At 57.6% G+C, this 17179-nt stretch carries 17 protein-coding genes, 1 tRNA gene and 1 pseudogene; 8 read left to right on the top strand and 11 right to left on the bottom strand.

Going from position 1 to position 17179, the window contains the following annotated elements; genetic code table 11:
* Positions 1 to 47 precede the first annotated feature (47 nt).
* The 4 genes from ACHUE7_RS14530 (at position 48) to tal (ending at position 3644) form a co-directional block, all read left to right on the top strand.
* On the top strand, positions 48 to 1121 hold the full coding sequence (locus ACHUE7_RS14530; RefSeq protein WP_394170621.1) for an ABC transporter permease: 1074 nt from the start codon (positions 48 to 50) through the stop codon (positions 1119 to 1121).
* Positions 1118 to 1930: an ATP-binding cassette domain-containing protein gene (locus ACHUE7_RS14525; RefSeq protein ID WP_394170620.1), complete on the top strand. Its 813-nt coding sequence runs from the start codon at positions 1118 to 1120 to the stop codon at positions 1928 to 1930. The genes ACHUE7_RS14530 and ACHUE7_RS14525 overlap by 4 nt, the downstream gene beginning before the upstream one ends.
* 2 nt (positions 1931 to 1932) lie before the next feature.
* Positions 1933 to 2580 carry a nucleoside/nucleotide kinase family protein gene (locus tag ACHUE7_RS14520; RefSeq protein WP_394170619.1) on the top strand — a complete coding sequence of 216 codons (648 nt, stop codon included), beginning with the start codon at positions 1933 to 1935 and terminating at the stop codon, positions 2578 to 2580.
* A gap of 107 nt (positions 2581 to 2687) precedes the next feature.
* Entirely contained in the window at positions 2688 to 3644 is a 957-nt protein-coding gene (gene tal / locus ACHUE7_RS14515) for a transaldolase (RefSeq protein WP_394170618.1), read from the top strand.
* A 32-nt stretch (positions 3645 to 3676) separates the two neighbouring features.
* On the opposite strand, the gene ACHUE7_RS14510 is transcribed toward tal, so the two are convergent.
* Entirely contained in the window at positions 3677 to 4882 is a 1206-nt protein-coding gene (locus ACHUE7_RS14510) for an ROK family transcriptional regulator (RefSeq protein WP_394170617.1), read from the bottom strand.
* Between the two features lie 289 nt (positions 4883 to 5171).
* Positions 5172 to 5828: a pyridoxamine 5'-phosphate oxidase family protein gene (locus tag ACHUE7_RS14505; protein ID WP_394170616.1), complete on the bottom strand. Its 657-nt coding sequence runs from the start codon at positions 5826 to 5828 to the stop codon at positions 5172 to 5174.
* 156 nt (positions 5829 to 5984) lie between these two features.
* On the opposite strand from ACHUE7_RS14505, the gene pdxR reads away from it, so the two are divergent.
* The gene (gene pdxR / locus ACHUE7_RS14500; RefSeq protein ID WP_394170615.1) at positions 5985 to 7421 is read left to right on the top strand and encodes a MocR-like pyridoxine biosynthesis transcription factor PdxR; all 1437 of its coding nucleotides are present in this window, start codon (positions 5985 to 5987) and stop codon (positions 7419 to 7421) included.
* Here pdxR and ACHUE7_RS14495 read toward each other — a convergent pair.
* Together ACHUE7_RS14495 and ilvA are read right to left on the bottom strand one after the other, a co-directional pair.
* Entirely contained in the window at positions 7409 to 7915 is a 507-nt protein-coding gene (locus ACHUE7_RS14495) for a hypothetical protein (RefSeq protein ID WP_394170614.1), read from the bottom strand. The genes pdxR and ACHUE7_RS14495 overlap by 13 nt on opposite strands.
* Before the next feature lie 29 nt (positions 7916 to 7944).
* A pseudogene (gene ilvA, locus ACHUE7_RS14490) lies at positions 7945 to 9462 on the bottom strand (threonine ammonia-lyase, biosynthetic); the annotation flags it as partial.
* Positions 9463 to 9712: 250 nt separating this feature from the next.
* Here ilvA and rpiA point away from each other — a divergent pair.
* Positions 9713 to 10417, top strand: a complete 705-nt coding sequence (gene rpiA, locus ACHUE7_RS14485) for a ribose-5-phosphate isomerase RpiA (RefSeq protein ID WP_394170613.1) — start codon at positions 9713 to 9715, stop codon at positions 10415 to 10417.
* A 451-nt stretch (positions 10418 to 10868) separates the two neighbouring features.
* On the opposite strand, the gene ACHUE7_RS14480 is transcribed toward rpiA, so the two are convergent.
* From ACHUE7_RS14480 to ACHUE7_RS14455, 6 genes are all read right to left on the bottom strand, one after another.
* Positions 10869 to 11480 carry a hypothetical protein gene (locus ACHUE7_RS14480; protein WP_394170612.1) on the bottom strand — a complete coding sequence of 204 codons (612 nt, stop codon included), beginning with the start codon at positions 11478 to 11480 and terminating at the stop codon, positions 10869 to 10871.
* A 94-nt stretch (positions 11481 to 11574) separates the two neighbouring features.
* Positions 11575 to 12018, bottom strand: coding sequence for a DUF2147 domain-containing protein (locus tag ACHUE7_RS14475; RefSeq protein ID WP_394170611.1), 444 nt, complete (start codon positions 12016 to 12018; stop codon positions 11575 to 11577).
* 191 nt (positions 12019 to 12209) lie between these two features.
* Positions 12210 to 12695 carry a Cys-tRNA(Pro) deacylase gene (ybaK, locus tag ACHUE7_RS14470; RefSeq protein WP_394170610.1) on the bottom strand — a complete coding sequence of 162 codons (486 nt, stop codon included), beginning with the start codon at positions 12693 to 12695 and terminating at the stop codon, positions 12210 to 12212.
* Positions 12695 to 13207, bottom strand: a complete 513-nt coding sequence (locus ACHUE7_RS14465) for a GNAT family N-acetyltransferase (RefSeq protein WP_127560154.1) — start codon at positions 13205 to 13207, stop codon at positions 12695 to 12697. Before ACHUE7_RS14465 ends, ybaK begins: the two co-directional genes overlap by 1 nt.
* A gap of 202 nt (positions 13208 to 13409) precedes the next feature.
* Positions 13410 to 14819, bottom strand: coding sequence for an ATP-binding protein (locus ACHUE7_RS14460; RefSeq protein ID WP_127560152.1), 1410 nt, complete (start codon positions 14817 to 14819; stop codon positions 13410 to 13412).
* 39 nt (positions 14820 to 14858) lie between these two features.
* Positions 14859 to 15557 (bottom strand): response regulator transcription factor, encoded by a 699-nt coding sequence (locus ACHUE7_RS14455; protein ID WP_348474193.1) that lies wholly within the window; start codon positions 15555 to 15557, stop codon positions 14859 to 14861.
* Between the two features lie 141 nt (positions 15558 to 15698).
* On the opposite strand from ACHUE7_RS14455, the gene smrA reads away from it, so the two are divergent.
* Both smrA and ACHUE7_RS14445 read left to right on the top strand, forming a co-directional pair.
* Complete coding sequence (smrA, locus tag ACHUE7_RS14450; RefSeq protein WP_348474192.1) at positions 15699 to 16286, top strand: DNA endonuclease SmrA; 588 nt, start codon at positions 15699 to 15701, stop codon at positions 16284 to 16286.
* Complete coding sequence (locus tag ACHUE7_RS14445) at positions 16283 to 16837, top strand: phosphatase PAP2 family protein (protein ID WP_394170609.1); 555 nt, start codon at positions 16283 to 16285, stop codon at positions 16835 to 16837. The genes smrA and ACHUE7_RS14445 overlap by 4 nt, the downstream gene beginning before the upstream one ends.
* A gap of 139 nt (positions 16838 to 16976) precedes the next feature.
* Here ACHUE7_RS14445 and ACHUE7_RS14440 read toward each other — a convergent pair.
* A tRNA-Leu gene (locus ACHUE7_RS14440) sits at positions 16977 to 17063 on the bottom strand.
* Positions 17064 to 17179: the final 116 nt, after the last annotated feature.

Raw genomic sequence — 17179 nt, 5'->3', positions numbered from 1 at the left:
GGTGCTGCCCTGCCTACCCTGTTACGTAGAATTTCTGGAGAGGTCCAATGGCCAAATCCGATTCCAACAGCCCGGTGTATGAATCGTCAGTAAGTAGTGCACCGGATGCGGTCGCTACTTTTGACGATGACCGGGCTGGTTTTATCAAGAAACTGCAGCATACGCTGCACCTGAACCCGTCCATGGTTCCATTGATTGTTTTGCTGTTATCAATCGCCGTCTTTGGATTGTTGCTGGGAACCCGCTTTTTTTCGCCCTTTGCACTGACCCTGATTCTTCAACAGGTTCAAATAGTTGGCATCATCGCCGCCGCACAGAGCCTGATCATTCTGACCGCGGGCATTGACCTCTCGGTGGGCGCAACCATGGTGTTGTCTTCTGTCGTGATGGGGCAGTTTACCTTTCGCTATGGCATTCCCGTTCCTATCAGTATTTTCTGTGGCCTGCTGTGCGGCATGTTGTGCGGAATGATCAGCGGCTTGCTGGTCTCCCGTGTTCGCTTGCCGCCGTTTATTGTCACGCTGGGCATGTGGCAAATTGTACTGGCCACAAATTTTCTCTATTCAAAAAATGAAACTATACGTGCGCAGGATATTGAAACCCAGGCATCGTTGCTTCAGTTCTTTGGTACAAAAATCACAATCGGTGGGGCTGTTTTCACCTACGGTGTTGTTTTCATGGTGCTACTGGCCTTGGTGCTTGCCTATGCCCTCAAACACACGGCCTGGGGGCGCCATGTGTATGCAGTCGGCGATGACAAAGAAGCCGCAGAGCTTTCCGGTGTGAAAACCGGGCGAATCATTTTGTCGGTATACATGCTCTCCGGGCTGATCTGTGCCTTTGCGGGCTGGGCACTGATTGGTCGGCTGGGGTCGGTTTCACCCACGGCGGGGCAGTTATCCAATATTGAATCGATCACTGCCGTGGTTATTGGAGGGATCTCACTGTTCGGTGGGCGTGGCTCTATTCTCGGTACGCTCTATGGTGCACTGATTGTTGGTGTATTCACCCTTGGCTTGCGCTTGATGGGCGCTGATGCGCAGTGGACGTATCTGTTGATTGGTGTGCTGATTATCGGTGCGGTGGCTGTGGACCAATGGATCAGGAGGGCGACCGTATGATGCAACCACAAACCCAATCGTCGGAGAATGCGGTAGCCCCGATCCTCCATGCCAGTAACCTCGTCAAGCGCTTTGGCCGGGTTACCGCACTCGACCATTGCGACTTCGAATTGTACCCCGGAGAGATTCTGGCGGTCATTGGCGACAACGGTGCAGGCAAGTCAACACTGATCAAAGCCATCTCTGGTGCTCTGGTTCCCGACCAAGGCAAGGTTTATCTGGACGGACAGGAGGTGCGGTTCACCTCGCCACTGGATGCACGAAAACAGGGTATAGAGACGGTATATCAACAGTTGGCCATGTCGCCGGCGTTGTCGATTGCCGACAACATGTTTATGGGCCGTGAACTCAGAAAACCGGGCTTCATGGGGCAGGTGTTGCGCCAACTGGATCGCCCGGCGATGGAAGCCTTCGCTCGGGAAAAACTCAATGAACTGGGACTGATGACCATTCAGAACATTCGCCAGCCGGTTGAAACATTGTCAGGTGGCCAGCGCCAGGGTGTGGCCGTTGCGCGTGCAGCTGCCTTTGGTTCCAGAGTGATCATACTCGATGAGCCAACCGCCGCACTGGGCGTCAAGGAAAGCCGTCGGGTGCTGGAGTTGATCAGTGAAGTGAAGGCACGGGGCATTCCCATAGTGCTGATCAGTCACAACATGCCGCATGTGTTTGAAGTCGCCGACCGGATTCATGTGCACCGCCTGGGCAAGCGCTTGTGTGTGTTGAACCCGGCTGATTACACCATGAGCGATGCGGTTGCCTTTATGACCGGGGCCAAAGAGCCCGACGTTGAAGCAGTCGGGGTTTAGCTATGGCGAGCATCGCAACGCAAGCGAACGCAGTAGTCGATTTCATTGATCGCGCCGCCCGAAGCGACCGGCGAACATTGATCGGTATTGCCGGTCCGCCGGGGTCGGGAAAATCGACCCTGGCCGAGGCGGTGGTTCAACAATTGAACCGCCGTGCAGGGAACAGTGATTATGCCGCCTTGTTGCCAATGGATGGCTTTCATCTCGACAACGAGCTTTTACTGCAAAGGGATTTGCTGAAACGCAAAGGCGCACCAGAAACCTTCGATGTCGGGGGGTTATATGAGCTCGTTGTCAGTGTCCGAACCGATGTGGGTGATATTCACTACCCGCTGTTTGACCGTGCGCTGGATCGTGCGCTGGTTGATGCCGGTTTGCTCAGGTCAACAACGTCTATCGTGGTGTTCGAAGGCAATTACCTGTTGCTTGACGCGCCGATATGGGATGGGTTGACGGAGTTGTTTGATGCAACCGTTTTTTTGAAACCGAGTCTGGAAACCCTTGAAAAGCGTTTGATGAAGCGCTGGCTGGGATTTGGCTTTACGCCTGAACAAGCTGCGCTGAAGGTCCATGATAACGATTTGAAAAACGCCAGGCTGGTGCTGGAGCACAGCGGGGTTGCTGACCTGACATTGGACGAAAAGGTCTGAATGCCTGATCAGACCGGGCCTCTTGTTCGTTCCAAAAAATCCAAATAACGGCACGAAAGCGTCGGACCGGTTAGACCAGGTGTTGACTGCCTCATTCTGGGAATCTTATGAATTCATTACTGGATCAACTCAAACAATACAGCACGGTTGTCGCCGATACCGGAGACCTGGAGGCCATAGGCCGATTCCAACCGCAGGACGCTACCACCAATCCCTCGCTGATACTAAAGGCGGTCCAATCGGGTCATTACGATGACATGATGGATCGGCTCATCGACACGGTCGATCAACATAACCTGAGCTCCGACCAGGCTGTAACAGAGGTTGCCGACCGGCTCATTGTTGCCATGGGTCAGTTGATCTTGCGTCAGGTGCCAGGGCGAGTGTCGACGGAAGTGGACGCCCGGTTGTCTTTTGATGTTGAAGGCAGCCTCGACAAGGCTCGACGATTGATTGCCTTGTATCATGAGGCTGGCGTTACAAAGGATCGGGTGCTGATCAAACTGGCTGCGACCTGGGAGGGCATTTGTGCTGCCCGGGTGCTCGAACAGGAAGGCGTGCAGTGCAACCTGACACTGATCTTCAATTTTGCCCAGGCCCGGGCGTGTGCAGAGGCGGATGTCTACCTGATCTCACCCTTTGTAGGGCGCATACTGGACTGGTATCGACAGGCCGAACCTGAGGTGGCCTTTGAACCTGAAGCAGAGCCTGGGGTTCAGTCGGTACGCGCAATCTACCAGTATTTCTGTGAGCTGGATTACCCAACCATTGTTATGGGCGCGAGCTTTCGCAATGTCGGTGAGATTCTGGCACTGAGCGGTTGTGACCGTTTGACGATCAGCCCGGCGTTACTGGACACACTGGACCAAACCGGGGGAAAGCTGGAGCGCGTGTTGGTCCGTTCTTCACAGCGAACACCCCGGCCGAGCCCGTTAACCGAATCCGAATTTCGCTGGCTCATGAATGAAGATGCCATGGCGACAGAGAAACTGGCCGAGGGTATTCGCGGTTTCAACGCGGACCAGCAAACCCTGGAGCGCATGATTCGTGAACGAATAGGTTGACCGGGCGCAGTGATCGGCCAGCGCCAGCCGGTTCAGGTTTTGAAAATGGTCGTGGGTGTTTCCCGCAGCAGTGTGTTTTGGTCGATCATGTACTCTGTTGAAATCTGATAGGAGGCGGCACCAATGGCCCGGGCGAGATAGGAAAAGTGACCCGGCCGCAGTGCGGGTCGCACCACTCCTTGCAAGTCCAACTCGTCCAGGCTGTTTTCCACCTTTCTGACCAGACGGTTGCGCACCGCAACGGGCAAGGCACCGTCGATCACCACGGTTTCGAAATCGATAACGGACAGGGCGGAAACAATGGCATGCGCCAGGCTGCGGCCAGCCCGGGCAAGCCAATGGCTCAGTTCCGGTTCGAACCGCGACCAGTCTGCATTCTGATTGTAGAGCTGGCGTGCCAGCTGTGCGTCGCGTGCAGCCAGCATATGTTCGAGCACCACCAGCGAGGCATGGTCTACCAGCCGTTCACCGCCGGGTTCATCCGGTACTCGCATTGGGCCAAAGCCCCCGGAACTGCCCCGGCGTCCCGGGAAGACGCCGCCATTCAGAACAATGCCACCGCCAATAAAAGTGCCGACGAACAAATAGACAAAATCCTGTTCCTCCAGTGGCGGACCAAAAATCAACTCGGCCCGGCATGCAGCGGTGCCGTCATTTTGCAGCGTTACCGGCCAGGGGACGCGACGTTTCATTTCGGCTTCAAGGTCGAAGGTACGCCATTCATTCATTTCCCGGACCGGTGCATCGAAATCGGAGGTCCAGCTCCACAGTTCGAACGGCATGGCGATGTTCAGCGCCGATATAGAATCAAGTGTGACCTCGGCTGAGGTCAGTAAAGGGGTGAGGTTATCGTCAAGAAACTGCAGGGTATTGGCGGGTGTGGGGTAATCATGCACGGCGCTTGCCTGAGCCAGAACGTCACCGACAAAGTTGACCAAAACCAGATCGAAGGTGCGCCGACCGATTTTATAACCCAGATAATAACGGGCATCCGGGTTCAGTCTCATCGGCACGGATGGCTGGCCGATTCGGCCACGAACAGGATTGCCCCTTAGCAAGAGTCCTTCTTTTTCCAGCGCCCGAAAAATGACCGAGACGGCGTTGGCCGATAAACCCGTCATACGAGTGGCCTCGGCTTTGCTCAGCGCGCCGTGCATCCGCAGCAGATGCAGTACCAGGCGTTCGTTGATACCCCGTACGGTCGTTAAATTGGAACCCTTGAGCGGTTGTGAGCGCATCCGTTACTCTTTGACGTTTGGTTCGGTTGCCCTGTCGATACACTGCGCCAGAGCCATGCCAGTCACGCACTGACGGTTGGCAGGCCAGGTGTTGTTTAGGTGTAGGGACCTGAGCTTCTGACCAGGTAAAAAAACCAGCCAGCCTTGTGTTTGGAGCTCATGATACCACAGCCATCCTGGCTGTCCGCTACCTGCATGGTTGGGTGGTGAGGATGCTTTGGACTCTGAGTTCAGGGTGAATTCGAAGGGAGGCAGGTGCGGGCCTGACGACAGGCCCGACATCGCCGGCTTATTTTGCGTTCAGCGGTAACCGAGGTAATGACAACCCCGCCTGCTGTTTTTCTTGAACAGGCTCACCCCAGCGTTTTTCCAGGGGCATAACACCGGCCCAGATTGGCCAGTCTTCGTCGACCGCCTCGTCGTTTACGCCTTCCGCTCGTATTTTGCACGAGGCCTCGCTGATCTGAATGCGCGACAGGCCGGTGGCTTTCAGTTCGTTGTCGGTCATCGGACGCAGGGTGTCCCAGCGATCCGGTGAGATCTTGTCGAGGAAGATGTGCAATTGCCGGGCTTTCTCGTCCGGGTCGGTAACGGCTTCGGCGGTGCCGAAGAGGGTGGCCGAACGGTAGTTCACCGAGTGGTGAAACGCCGAACGGGCCAGCACCAGGCCGTCCATCTGCATGATGTTGATGCATACCGGCTGCCCGTGGGCCAGGTTGCGTGCCTTGGCGTGGCCGTGCCAGTAAAGGTAATCACCGTCACGCCAGTGGCAGGTCGGCGTCACGAAGGGCTGGCCATCCACGCTCTGGGCCACGGTGCACAGCAGCGACTCATCGATGATCCGGTTCAATTGATCACGGTCGTAGCTGGCCCGGCCCGGGCCACGTTTTACATGGCTGGTTTGGGTGTGCAGGGGGTTGTCTGAATCGGGCAGTCGGGTACTCACGTCAGTGTCCTTATGGGGGCATGGGTTGGGGGGTGACCGGGGGCAACTGCAATGGTGACTTTAGCCTCGGTCTTTGCCAGCATAGGGTGAACTGGTTTGCTCAAAAATAGCCAGATTGAAAATAATTTTGCAGGCCAGATGACTGTCCATATGATCATGAAGCACGCCTTAGCCAGCCTGACCTTCCACCTGACGGACTCGGCAGATCCCTATTACCAGCAGTTGATTGATCAGGTGAAGGACGGGATTCGCCAGCAGCGGCTGAAGTCGGGAGATAAACTGCCCTCTTCCCGCCAGTTGGCGGCCACGCTGGGGGTGTCGCGCAGTACCGTGGCGCGGGCTTACGACGCCTTGCTGGCCGAGGGGTTTCTGGTCAGCGAAGCCAAGCGCGGGCTCTTTGTCGCCACCAGTGCCCGGGTGCTGCTGTCCCCGACGGCGCCGGTTCACAGTGTGGCACCGGTCAAACCACCCCCGATGCTGGCGTGTGACTCCGGAGCCGACGTGGCTGCCTTTCCGGCGAAGGACTGGGCCGCCAGCATGAGGCGCAGCTGGCTCAAGCCCGACTTGAACGTGCTGGAAGGCGCCTATTCGGGGGGTTACCCACCGCTCAAGTCGGCCATTGCCGATTACCTGTACCGGGTTCGGGGGGTGGCCTGTTCGGCGGAGCAGATATTTGTGACCTCGGGCAACCGCGACGCCCTGAGCATTCTGCAACATACCCTGGATGCACAAACTGCCGACGCTCACTGGCTGCTCGAGAATCCCTGCTATAGGCCGATGCGGGCGTTGCTGAGCAACCGGGCTTCGGGTCTCGGTGCTCTGGACGTCGACGCCGAAGGTGCCACGCTGCCACTGCATAAAGAGACACCGCAGGTGGCCATCATCACGCCAAATCGGCAGTACCCGCTGGGCATCGGCATGAGCCCGGCTCGCAGACAAGCCTGGTTGCAGGCCGTGCAGCAGAATCCGTCGCTGTGGTTGATCGAAGATGACTACGACAATGAGTACCACTACCAGGGACGCATGGGCGTGCCGCTGATGCAGGCCGATACCCAGGGGCGGTCGTTTCTGGTCGGCAGTTTTTCCAAGGTGCTGTTTCGCGGGTTGCGGCTGGGGTTTGTGGTGGTGCCACCGGGCCAGATCGAGCGGTTTAGGGCCAGCCAGCAGGCGCTGGGCTCCTCGGCCTCGCTGCCCATTCAGCCGGTGCTGACGGATTTTATGCGCCACGGCCGATTCGACCGGCACCTGAACCGGATGCGGCGGCTTTACCGGTTAAAACGAGACCGGTTACTGGCGCTGCTGGCAGAGCATTTGACGCCCTGGTTAACGTGGCAGGCACCTCAGGGCGGCATGCACATTCGGGTGATGTTGATGCAAGAGTGGCTGGCTGCACACCGGGCCACGCGCTGGGACCGCCGGATTGCCGGCGACTTGCTGGAACAGAACATCCGACTGGAGGTGTTGTCGGACCACTATGTCGACCCGGACATGGGCGAGCAGGGGTTTCTGCTGGGGTTAAGTAACCCCGATGAGGCAACCATGGAACAGGTAGTTCGGGCTCTAGCTGTCTGGTTCGAGCGTCAGTCGGGGTAAAGCCGCAAAATATCGCTGTCGTTCGACAGGTTGGTCACCATCCAGATCTGTTCGAACGGGTGATCTGTGGGCACGGAGAAATGGTGGCGCAAGGCCAACATGTCTTGGTTGTGCCACAGTGGGTTGGCATTGCGGATCACCAGCCAGACGCGCCGGGTCTGGTACCGTTTTTGCGCTTTGACCATCAGAATGCGATTGAGCGCATGCAGCAGGCGCTGATGCACATCGTCCTGCATCAGTTCCAGTAACGCCTGGTGGGTGGTGGGGCTGAGGTCACGCCCTAGAATGGCCATTGCCTCGACTTCAGAGCCATAGAGATGGGCGATCTCAAGATCGAGGCGCTGGCCGTTCAGGTAACAGGAAACATCGGGCTTGCTGGGTTTGTTGTGCCAGATGTGGCGCAACGGTTGCCCATGCTGCCGCTCCCAGGCGCGCATGAAAACGCGTGCGGCCTGGTGTTCAAGATCAACCTTTTCCTGCTCGGTCGGGTTCATACTGGCGGCTCATATCGACGAAAACCGGTTCAGCCCAGAAACGCCGCATACACCGGGTTGCTGGTTTCTTCCCAGTAAGGATACCCCAGTTCTTCCAGTTTCTGGCGGAAGGCTTTCATGTCTTCGCGCGGCACCTGAATGCCGGTCAGTACCCGGCCGTAGGCAGCACCGTGGTTGCGGTAGTGAAACAGCGAAATGTTCCAGTGGCCGCCCAGGGTGTTGAGAAACTTGCCCAGCGCCCCCGGCCGTTCCGGAAATTCAAACCGGAACAAATGCTCGTTACTGATAGTCGGTGCATGACCACCCACCATGTGGCGAACATGAGACTTGGCGACTTCATTGTCGGTTAAGTCGAGCACCGGGTGATCAGCCTCGCGCAGTTCGCTGATCAGTTGCTCGCGCTCTTCCAGACTGGTTATCTTAACACCGACGAAAATGTGAGCCTTGTTCGGGTCATCGTACCGGTAGTTGAACTCGGTGATCGACCGCTTGCCGATGATGGACACGAACTTCTTGAACGCCCCGGGTTTCTCGGGAATCGTCACTGACAGTATGGCTTCGCGATGCTCGCCCACTTCGGCCCGCTCGGCCACGTACCGTAACCGGTCGAAATTCGTATTAGCGCCGCTGGAAACAGTGATCAGAGTTTTGCCGGTACAGCCCTCGCGCTCCACGAATTTCTTCATGCCTGCCACACTGACGGCACCGGCCGGTTCGGTGATTGAGCGGGTATCGTCGAAGATGTCTTTTACGGCTGCGCAGATTTCATCCGAGGTCACGGTGATGACTTCGTCGACGTAATCCTTGCAAATTTTCCAGGGTTCTTTACCAATCTGAGCCACGGCAATGCCGTCGGCAAAAATACCAACCTGGCTCAGCGTCACCCGGCGTTTGGCTTTCAGTGCCGCTGCCAGGCAGGCACTTTCTTCAAACTCGACCCCGATAACCTTGATGTTGGGCTGCAGGTATTTGAAATACGCCGCCATACCGGAGATCAACCCGCCACCACCAACCGGGATAAACACCGCGTGGATATCATCGCCACGATGTTGGTGCAGGATCTCGCGGGCAACGGTGCCCTGGCCGGCAATGATGTCCGGGTCGTCGTAGGGGTGAATGAAGGTCAGACCACGTTCGGCTTCGAGCTTGCGCGCGTGCTCCAGCGCCTCGTCGAAGGCATCGCCATACAGCACGGCCTTGCCACCGCGGGCGCGCACGTTCGCCACTTTGATGTCCGGCGTTGTCTTGGGCATGACGATGGTGGCTTTCACGCCCATCAGCCGGGCGGCTTCAGCCAGGCCCTGGGCATGGTTACCGGCCGAGGCGCAGATGACGCCCTTGTCCAGTTGCGCCTGAGTCAGGGTGGTCATCTTGTTGTAGGCGCCGCGCAGCTTGAACGAGAACACCGGTTGCAGGTCTTCGCGCTTAATCAAAATAATGTTGTTCATCCGACGACTGAGAAAGGCGGCTTTTTCCAGAGGCGTCTCGATCGCCGCCTCATAGACCCGGGCATTGAGTATCTTCTTAACAGTCTGTTCCAGCATGGAAGTTTCCTGGTTAACGGATGAATGTCAGTCGTCTTCTGCGCATGTCAGGCATTTCGCGGCGCAGCTCCGTAGTGTAAGGGTTTTGGGCGGATGCGGAAACGCAGGCGTACGGCAAATCGCGGCATACTGTTTTGCAACGGCGCCGAAGCGGCTCTGGCCTGTGTTACTGAGCGCCACAGCAGCTATAATGTGGCTAAACAATCGATATCCCAGAACAGTCACCGACGCCCACTGATTACAGGAAAGTCCCATGACCCAAGACGAACTGAAGCAAGCCGTCGCCCAGGCGGCGCTCGATTTCATCAAGCCCGACCTGAAACCGGAAGCCATCATCGGCATCGGCACCGGCTCTACCGCCAATCTGTTCATCGATGCACTGGCAACCGTTAAAGACCGTTTTCGCGGCACCGTTGCCTCCAGTGACGCCAGCGCCAAGCGCTTGCGCGACCACGGCATTGAAGTGTTCGACATGAACCAAGTGGAAAAACTGGCGGTCTACGTTGACGGTTGTGACGAGGCCAACCGCAAGCTGCACCTGATCAAAGGCGGCGGCGCGGCCCTGACCCAGGAGAAGATCGTCGCCTCCATTGCCAAGACGTTTGTTTGTATTGCCGACGAGTCCAAGGCCGTACAAAAGCTAGGCGCTTTCCCGCTGCCGATTGAAGTCATACCGATGGCGCGCAGTGCCGTGGCCCGCAAACTGCTGAAAATGGGCGGCAACCCGGTCTATCGCGAAGGCGTGGTTACCGATAACGGCAACCAGATTCTGGATGTCTACGAGCTGGACATCAAAGACCCGGAAGCGATGGAAACCGCCATCAACAACATTCCCGGCGTGGTCACCAACGGGTTGTTCGCGCATCGGCCGGCCGATGTGTTGTTGCTGGGCACCAAAGACGGCGTGAAGAAACTGTCTGTGATTAACACCATGGCAGAGGATGGTGAGTTTTACTGAGTTGGACAGTTTGGGGGTTGGTAACTCAAGTTCCGGAGTTCGGGGTGGTACTGGGTGGCAGTGGTCCGCGGTGGCCACCTGGGGTGCTCCTGTAGGGTCGGCGTGAATCCGTCCTTGGAGCCTAGGCCGCATGATATGAATCCCATCCCTGGGATTCACCCTCCGGGCTCGCTTCGCTCATGCTAAAACGCTCCTGGCGTTTTAGTCCCTGCTGCGGACTTCCCCACAGGAATGCCCCAAGTAATCGCCGCTGGCCATGTCAGCGAACTCCGAAACTCGAGTTAATTTAGCCCTTGCCTCCCAGTCAAGTGTCAGCTGCCGGGTAGGCCTGATCGGGGAAGTCTGAGGCATGGATGCCGAAGCCTAGGCTCCATGGACGGATTTACGCCGACCCTGATCAGGCCTACCCGGTGGCTGACACGGACTCGTGCCACAGAAAGAACCCTGCCACTTAGAGCACAGCCACCATTGCCCAGAGTGAGAGGGCCAATAGCAGCAGCCCGAGGCTTCGGTTTAGTCGGGTTTGGCCGGTTTGCGAGGCGATCAGGCGGGTGCCCCAGGGTTGGCTGGCTAGGATGGCGAGCCAGATGGCATCGATGGCAACCCAGATCAGCGACAGTAGAATGATGGTTTCGAGTGCGGGTGCATCGACCCAGGCCTGCAACAGAGCCTGAAAGGTGAAGGCTTCGAACCAGAGCGTGGCGGAGAGTGCGCCGGTTAGGATGACGCCGACAATGGTGACCGGCCGGGTTGGGTGACCGGGCTCGGCGATGTAGGTTTTGATCCAGTACCACATCCATAGCCAGGCAGCCATCATGGCGCCGGCGAATACCAGTAACGTTGGCCCCAGCGGCCCTGAATTGGCCCAGACCGACACCGCCGTTGCCATTAAACCGGCCTGGGTGAGGGTGATCAGCATTCGTGCTGCGATTAACCGCCACACTGGGCTGGCGCGTTCGTGTCGGGCACGCACAAATTCATAGGTGTAACCATCGGCCGGGAGTACCAGCAGCAGGCCGAGGGTGATGGCAATTAAAAGCGTAACAGGGTCGATACCGGTCATTAGGGCGGTCAACGGTTAACAGGGAAAGGCAGCATAACGGGGTAAGGCAGGTAGGGAAAGCACGGGCTCAGCGGAGAGCCCGTGCAATGTGTCGTTATTCGACGCGCTCCCAGACTTGAGTCCGGCCGATCAGCGCAAAGCCGAGAAAACCGCGGACTTCCAGCTTGGTACCGTTCTCGATGACCTTGGCTTTGGCACTGTATTCCTTGCCATTGGAGGGATCCAGAATGCGGCCACTGTCCCATTCATCGCCGTCCCGTTCCAGGCCCCAGAGAAACGTCATCCCTTCAATGGGCTGATCTTTGCGGCTGCCCTTGCATTCTGAACAGACCGGGTTGGGCTCTGAAGGGTTCAGCAGTTCAACGATCTGACCCTGCAGTTCGCCGTCTTCAACCCAGACGCGCACCAGGCTTTTGGCTTCGCCGGTTTCATCATCGATGGTGCGCCACTGGCCTTCGGCCGACATGGATTCAGCCTGGGCCGGGGTGATGGCCAGCGCCAGTAATAGGGTAGTGACGACAGTCAGTAAAGATTTCATTGTTATTTTTCGCTCCTGATTAATAGCCTGCGGTTGAGGTGAAGGCCTGGGTCAAACATAGCAAAACGCCAGCCAGTAACAAGCGAGCAGTGGCGGTTAATGATTCAGATTCACCAAAGCCCTCGCAGATAGGGCTGGAGTATGGGGCTTCGGCAATAGTTGCCACTTAAACCGCTGGGCTCAGCTCAGGTTCAGGCTTCGTCGGTAACACACAGTGGCGCAAATCGGGCGCGGGTCAGTTGCAGCAGATCGGCCGGGGCCAGAGCGATGTCGAGCCCGCGTTTGCCGCCGCTGACGAAAAAGGTGTCCATCGACTCGGCGCTTTGGTCCACCACCGTAGGCAGGGCTTTTTTTTGTCCCAGCGGGCTAATGCCTCCGACCACATAGCCGGTGGTTTTCTCGGCAATGGCCGGCTCGGCCATCTGTGCCGATTTCTGGCCATGTGCTTTGGCGGCGCGTTTCAGGCTCAGGTTGTGCGTGACCGGTAGAATACAAACGCCCAGCGCTCTGGGGTCGCCATTGAAGCTAACCAGCAAAGTTTTGAACACTTGCTCAGGCGGCACACCCAGCGCTTTGGCAGCGGCAATGCCATAGCCTTCGTCACTGTCGCCCACGCTGAAGGTGTGCAGTTCGAACGGTACCTTTTGACGTTTGAGCAACTGAACGGCCGGTGTCATCAGGCGCGCTCCAGCATCCTGGCCATGGCGTGCAGTGACTCGCCGGTGACGCGCTTGGTCAGCCAGCCGTCCAGCGCGCTGGCGCCCAGCGAGCGGTAAAATTGCCGGGCCGGTTCGTTCCAGTCGAGCACCATCCACTCCAGGCGGCCACAGCCCCGCTCCACGGCCAGGTGCGCCAGGCTGGTAATCAGCGCCTTGCCAACACCGGAGCCGCGCTGGTCCGGTTGCACATAAAGGTCTTCCAGGTGGATGCCGGGCTGGGCGAGAAAGGTGCTGTAGTTCGGGAAAAATAAGGCCATGCCAACGGGTTGGCCATCGCGCTCGGCGATCAGAACTTCAGCCGCCGGCTGGTCGGAAAACAGTGTCTCGGTGAGTTTGGCTTCAGTGGCGACGACTTCATGCGAGAGTTTTTCGTAGTCGGCCAGTTCCTGAATAAACCGCAGAATGTGAGGAACATCGCCGGGCTCAGCCAGACGGATGACAGCGCCGGAAGTGGTGGTGATGGGTGACATGACAGGCCTCGTGAATGAGTGATTGGCCTGAGTTTATAAGATCAACGGGTAAGTTGTCGCGTTTTAGGATGGTCGGGTCGTGTAAGAGGAAATCGGCTCCCCGAGGCCCTTCAACAGGCAAAAGGCAACCTGAGTGGTGTGAATTACCACCGTCTGCCATTTGGTTTGGGGTGCATTTGTCGAACCCCGTGGAGATGTCACATCAGCTCTGACGCAAGCGCCCGTGCTGGTTCAGTGGCAATCGAATGCGCACGCACAAGCCACCTTCAGGGCGGTTGTAGGCCCGAATATCACCCTTGTGCGCGGTGACGGCGTGCCGGGCAATGTTGAGGCCCAGTCCAGCACCGGAATTGGATTGGTCGAGCCGGTAGAAGGGGTCGAACAGCCGCTCCAGTTTATCTTCAGGTACTCCGGGGCCCTGGTCGCAGATTTCGATTTGGGCTTCACCCTTGTGGGTGGTCAGGTGAACGCTGAGTTCACCGTCTTCCGGTGAAAAACGCAGGGCGTTGCGAATCACGTTGTCGATGGCGGAATGCAGCAGTTGCGGGTCGCCCCAGAGGCTGACAGCGCTTTCAATCTGGTCGGTGATCAGAATGTTGTGTGATTTCGATTCAAAGCGGGCGTCTTCAACCACCTGGCGTACCAGGTCGTCGAGCTGCAATTGCGCCGGCTCCAGATGTTGCATTTCATTTTCAAAGCGCGACAGCTTCAGCACCTGAGCGATCAGGCTTTCAAGCCGGTCGCTTTCGCGTTCAATGCGGCTCAGTGCGGTTTCGAGTCCGGTGGGTGCTTTTTGGCGAACGATGCCCAGCGCTACCTGCAGGCGCGTCAGGGGTGAGCGTAACTCGTGGCTGACGTTGCTGAGCAACCGTTGCTGTGCGGAAACCAGCTGCTGCAGGCGCTCGGCCATTTCGTCGAAGTCGCGACCCAGGTCACCCAGTTCGTCGGCGCGTTTGTTGACCGCGCCGCCAACCCGGGCATCCAGACTACCGCCCGCCAATTGCCGTGAAACGCGCCGCAGACGGGCGATAGGGCGGGTGATTGACCAGGCCAGTACCAGCGCCATGCCGCCAGAGACGAACAAGGCGAAAATGGCGCGCAACCACTGACTATCGAGCCAGAGTGGCAGGTTGGGCGGCGGCAGGGCGGGCACTCCGCGCAGAAACAGGCGATACATATCGCCACCGACCGACATGGTGATCGGCCCCATCCAGGTTTCCTGGCGCCACTGGCCGACTTTCACGCCTTCCAGTTCCATCATTTCCGACAGCATGACCAGAATGCGCCGAGGGGGTTTGGGGGTGCCGAGCAGGTGATAGGTGTCGTCGACCAGATACCACTGAAAGCGCGACTCGCTGTTAAAGCGGTCGAGTTCGTCGATGATTTCCTGGCGGTCACTGGCGAGACGATCGATATTGGGCAGCTTGACCCGGTTGAGCAAGCCAATGTGCGACGCGTTGGGCGCACCGATCTGATATACCTGAGCCACCTGGTGCGAGACAAAGGCCACGGCTAGCACAATCAGCAACAGGGTGACCCAGAAGCTCAGCCAGATCTTGCCGAACACCGAGCCGAGCGGATTGATTTTTCGCCAGTTAACTGAAAATTTCATGGCTACAGACGGTGTCCGGAAGGGCGGGAAGCGGTTCGGTTATTTCGGATCGACAAACAGATAGCCAATACCGCGAATGGTCTGAATTTTGGGTGTCTCGGTAACCGCCTGAAGCTTGCGGCGCACATTGGAGACGTGCATGTCGATCGAGCGGTCGTACGCCATGATTTCACGGCCGAGCACTTCGCGGTACAGGTCTTCTTTGGGAACGGCCTTGCCCACGCGGGACATCAGCACGCGCAATACCTTGAATTCACTGGTGGTCATGGGTACATGCTCGCCCTCGCACTCGACTTCGTAAGTGTCGAAGTTCAGGGTCACGCCGTTGCATTCCAGAGTGCCGCTGTCGCTTTCCTGTTGCACCTTATCGAGTTCGATCCGGCGCAGCAGCGCTTTGATGCGGGCCAGCAATTCACGGTGGCTGTAGGGCTTGGCCAGGTAATCATCGGCGCCCAGCTCCAGGCCCAGTACCCGGTCCATTTCCTCACCTTTGGCGGTGAGCATTAGCACGGGAACGGAGGAGTGGTTGCGAATTTGGCGCAGGGTTTCAAAGCCATCGATGCCGGGCATCATGACATCGAGCAGGACTAGGTCGTAGTTGTGCTCGCGCAATTGAACGATGCCATCCTCACCGCTGTGAGCGGCACTGAGTTTGTAGCCTTCGGCATCGAGGTATTCGCCGAGCAGCTCGGCCAGATCGCGATCATCGTCAATTAGTAAAATATGAGATTCATTCATAGCATTCAGTGTCCTCTATCGTTGCAGCGCTGACGATCCATTTTACCGCTCTTTTACAACGAGCCCGTTATAGTGCTCTCTCCCGCCGTGCCGAGCACCGGTACATGCTGTTAGAATACGGTTAAATTGCACAGGTGTCTTATGGAAGACGACGACGAATTCAAAATTTTCCGTCAAGAAATGAAAGGCGTACGCCGTATTCGCACCACACAGAGGGTCGAGACGGCCAAACCCGAGGTACCCGAACCCAGTTTGCTGCATCGGCGGCAGATGGCGGTGAAGGTTGAACAGGGTGACCCGAACCACCTGACGGAAGAAATCATCGACCTGGTGCACCCGCTCGATATCCTGGAGTACCGCACCGATGGCGTTGCTCATGGTGTCTACCGGAAGCTCAAGCGTGGCCAGTACCCGATCGATGCCCGTCTGGATTTGCACCGTAAATCCATGGCCGAAGCACGTGCCGAGGTGTATGGCTTCATTGCCGACTGCCTGCGCTACGATGTGCGCTCAGCGATGATTCTGCACGGCAAGGGAGAGCGCGGAGAGCCGAAGGCCTTCCTGAAAAGCTGTGTGAACACCTGGCTGAAACAAATGCCGGAGGTACTGGCGTTTCACTCGGCGCAAAAGCATCATGGCGGTGTGGGTGCGCTGTATATCCTGCTGCGCAAGAGTGATCGCAAGAAAGAAGAAAACCGGGAACGTTTTATGAAAGGTCGCACGGAATGATGGGCGGACAGAACGCAACGTGGCGAACGTTATTAACCTGGGTTGCTGGTGTGTCGCTGGGGTTCAGCACAGCCGGGTACGCCGATGATCGCTGGACGCAGGCGGGTGAGGTATTGCTCTACGCCCTGCCACTGACGGCAGCCACCGCTACCTATACGCTGGATGACCCGGGCGGGCGGTCGCAGCTGGTGATGGCTTATGGCGTTACGATGAGCACCAGTTATGTGCTGAAAGGCCTGGTTGAGCGGGAGCGGCCAGACGGAACCGATGATCTCAGTTTCCCCAGTTTCAGCGCCGCTTCGGCCTTTACCAGCGCCGCTTTTATTCAGCGCCGTTATGGGTGGGATGCCGGCTTGCCCGCCTATTTGGCAGCCAGCTACGTTGGCTGGAGCAAGGTGTATTCAGACCGGCATCACACGACGGATGTGCTCGCGGGCGCAGCGCTGGCCTGGGGGGTGAATCAGTGGCTGGTTGAACCGGGCTCTGCGTCGCAGTTTGCCGTGGTACCGACCGAAGGCGGCATGGCATTGGCGTTTGAAGTGAACTTTTGAGTGCCGGGTGGGCCCTGCATTTAACGCGGGCTCATGGCAATAGAGCTGGCCTGTTGGCTACCGTTCGTTGTATTCAATTCTGGGAGTCTTGTCTTGCGGGAGAAGCCATTTCGGAGCGAGTGCGTTGTCATCGTCGAAATGGTGCCTGGGAGAGGATTTGAACCTCCACGGGGTTGCCCCCACTAGCACCTGAAGCTAGCGTGTCTACCAATTTCACCACCCAGGCTGAGCGGTTACGGTGTTATAGCATCATCCGGTGAAATTTTGGTGCCTGGGAGAGGATTTGAACCTCCACGGGGTTGCCCCCACTAGCACCTGAAGCTAGCGTGTCTACCAATTTCA

This window comes from Saccharospirillum alexandrii, assembly GCF_043641555.1.
Lineage (GTDB): Bacteria > Pseudomonadota > Gammaproteobacteria > Pseudomonadales > Natronospirillaceae > Saccharospirillum > Saccharospirillum alexandrii_A.
This window is presented reverse-complemented; position numbering and strand designations above follow the sequence as displayed.

Bases quoted from the DNA above. Each gene is read 5' to 3' on its own strand.
- ACHUE7_RS14530 (WP_394170621.1), top strand. From the start codon at position 48: ATGGCCAAATCCGATTCCAACAGCCCGGTGTATGAATCGTCAGTAAGT.
- ACHUE7_RS14525 (WP_394170620.1), top strand. From the start codon at position 1,118: ATGATGCAACCACAAACCCAATCGTCGGAGAATGCGGTAGCCCCGATC.
- ACHUE7_RS14520 (WP_394170619.1), top strand. From the start codon at position 1,933: ATGGCGAGCATCGCAACGCAAGCGAACGCAGTAGTCGATTTCATTGAT.
- tal (WP_394170618.1), top strand. From the start codon at position 2,688: ATGAATTCATTACTGGATCAACTCAAACAATACAGCACGGTTGTCGCC.
- ACHUE7_RS14510 (WP_394170617.1), bottom strand. From the start codon at position 4,882: ATGCGCTCACAACCGCTCAAGGGTTCCAATTTAACGACCGTACGGGGT.
- pdxR (WP_394170615.1), top strand. From the start codon at position 5,985: ATGAAGCACGCCTTAGCCAGCCTGACCTTCCACCTGACGGACTCGGCA.
- ACHUE7_RS14495 (WP_394170614.1), bottom strand. From the start codon at position 7,915: ATGAACCCGACCGAGCAGGAAAAGGTTGATCTTGAACACCAGGCCGCA.
- rpiA (WP_394170613.1), top strand. From the start codon at position 9,713: ATGACCCAAGACGAACTGAAGCAAGCCGTCGCCCAGGCGGCGCTCGAT.
- ACHUE7_RS14480 (WP_394170612.1), bottom strand. From the start codon at position 11,480: ATGACCGGTATCGACCCTGTTACGCTTTTAATTGCCATCACCCTCGGC.
- ACHUE7_RS14475 (WP_394170611.1), bottom strand. From the start codon at position 12,018: ATGAAATCTTTACTGACTGTCGTCACTACCCTATTACTGGCGCTGGCC.
- ybaK (WP_394170610.1), bottom strand. From the start codon at position 12,695: ATGACACCGGCCGTTCAGTTGCTCAAACGTCAAAAGGTACCGTTCGAA.
- ACHUE7_RS14465 (WP_127560154.1), bottom strand. From the start codon at position 13,207: ATGTCACCCATCACCACCACTTCCGGCGCTGTCATCCGTCTGGCTGAG.
- ACHUE7_RS14460 (WP_127560152.1), bottom strand. From the start codon at position 14,819: ATGAAATTTTCAGTTAACTGGCGAAAAATCAATCCGCTCGGCTCGGTG.
- ACHUE7_RS14455 (WP_348474193.1), bottom strand. From the start codon at position 15,557: ATGAATGAATCTCATATTTTACTAATTGACGATGATCGCGATCTGGCC.
- smrA (WP_348474192.1), top strand. From the start codon at position 15,699: ATGGAAGACGACGACGAATTCAAAATTTTCCGTCAAGAAATGAAAGGC.
- ACHUE7_RS14445 (WP_394170609.1), top strand. From the start codon at position 16,283: ATGATGGGCGGACAGAACGCAACGTGGCGAACGTTATTAACCTGGGTT.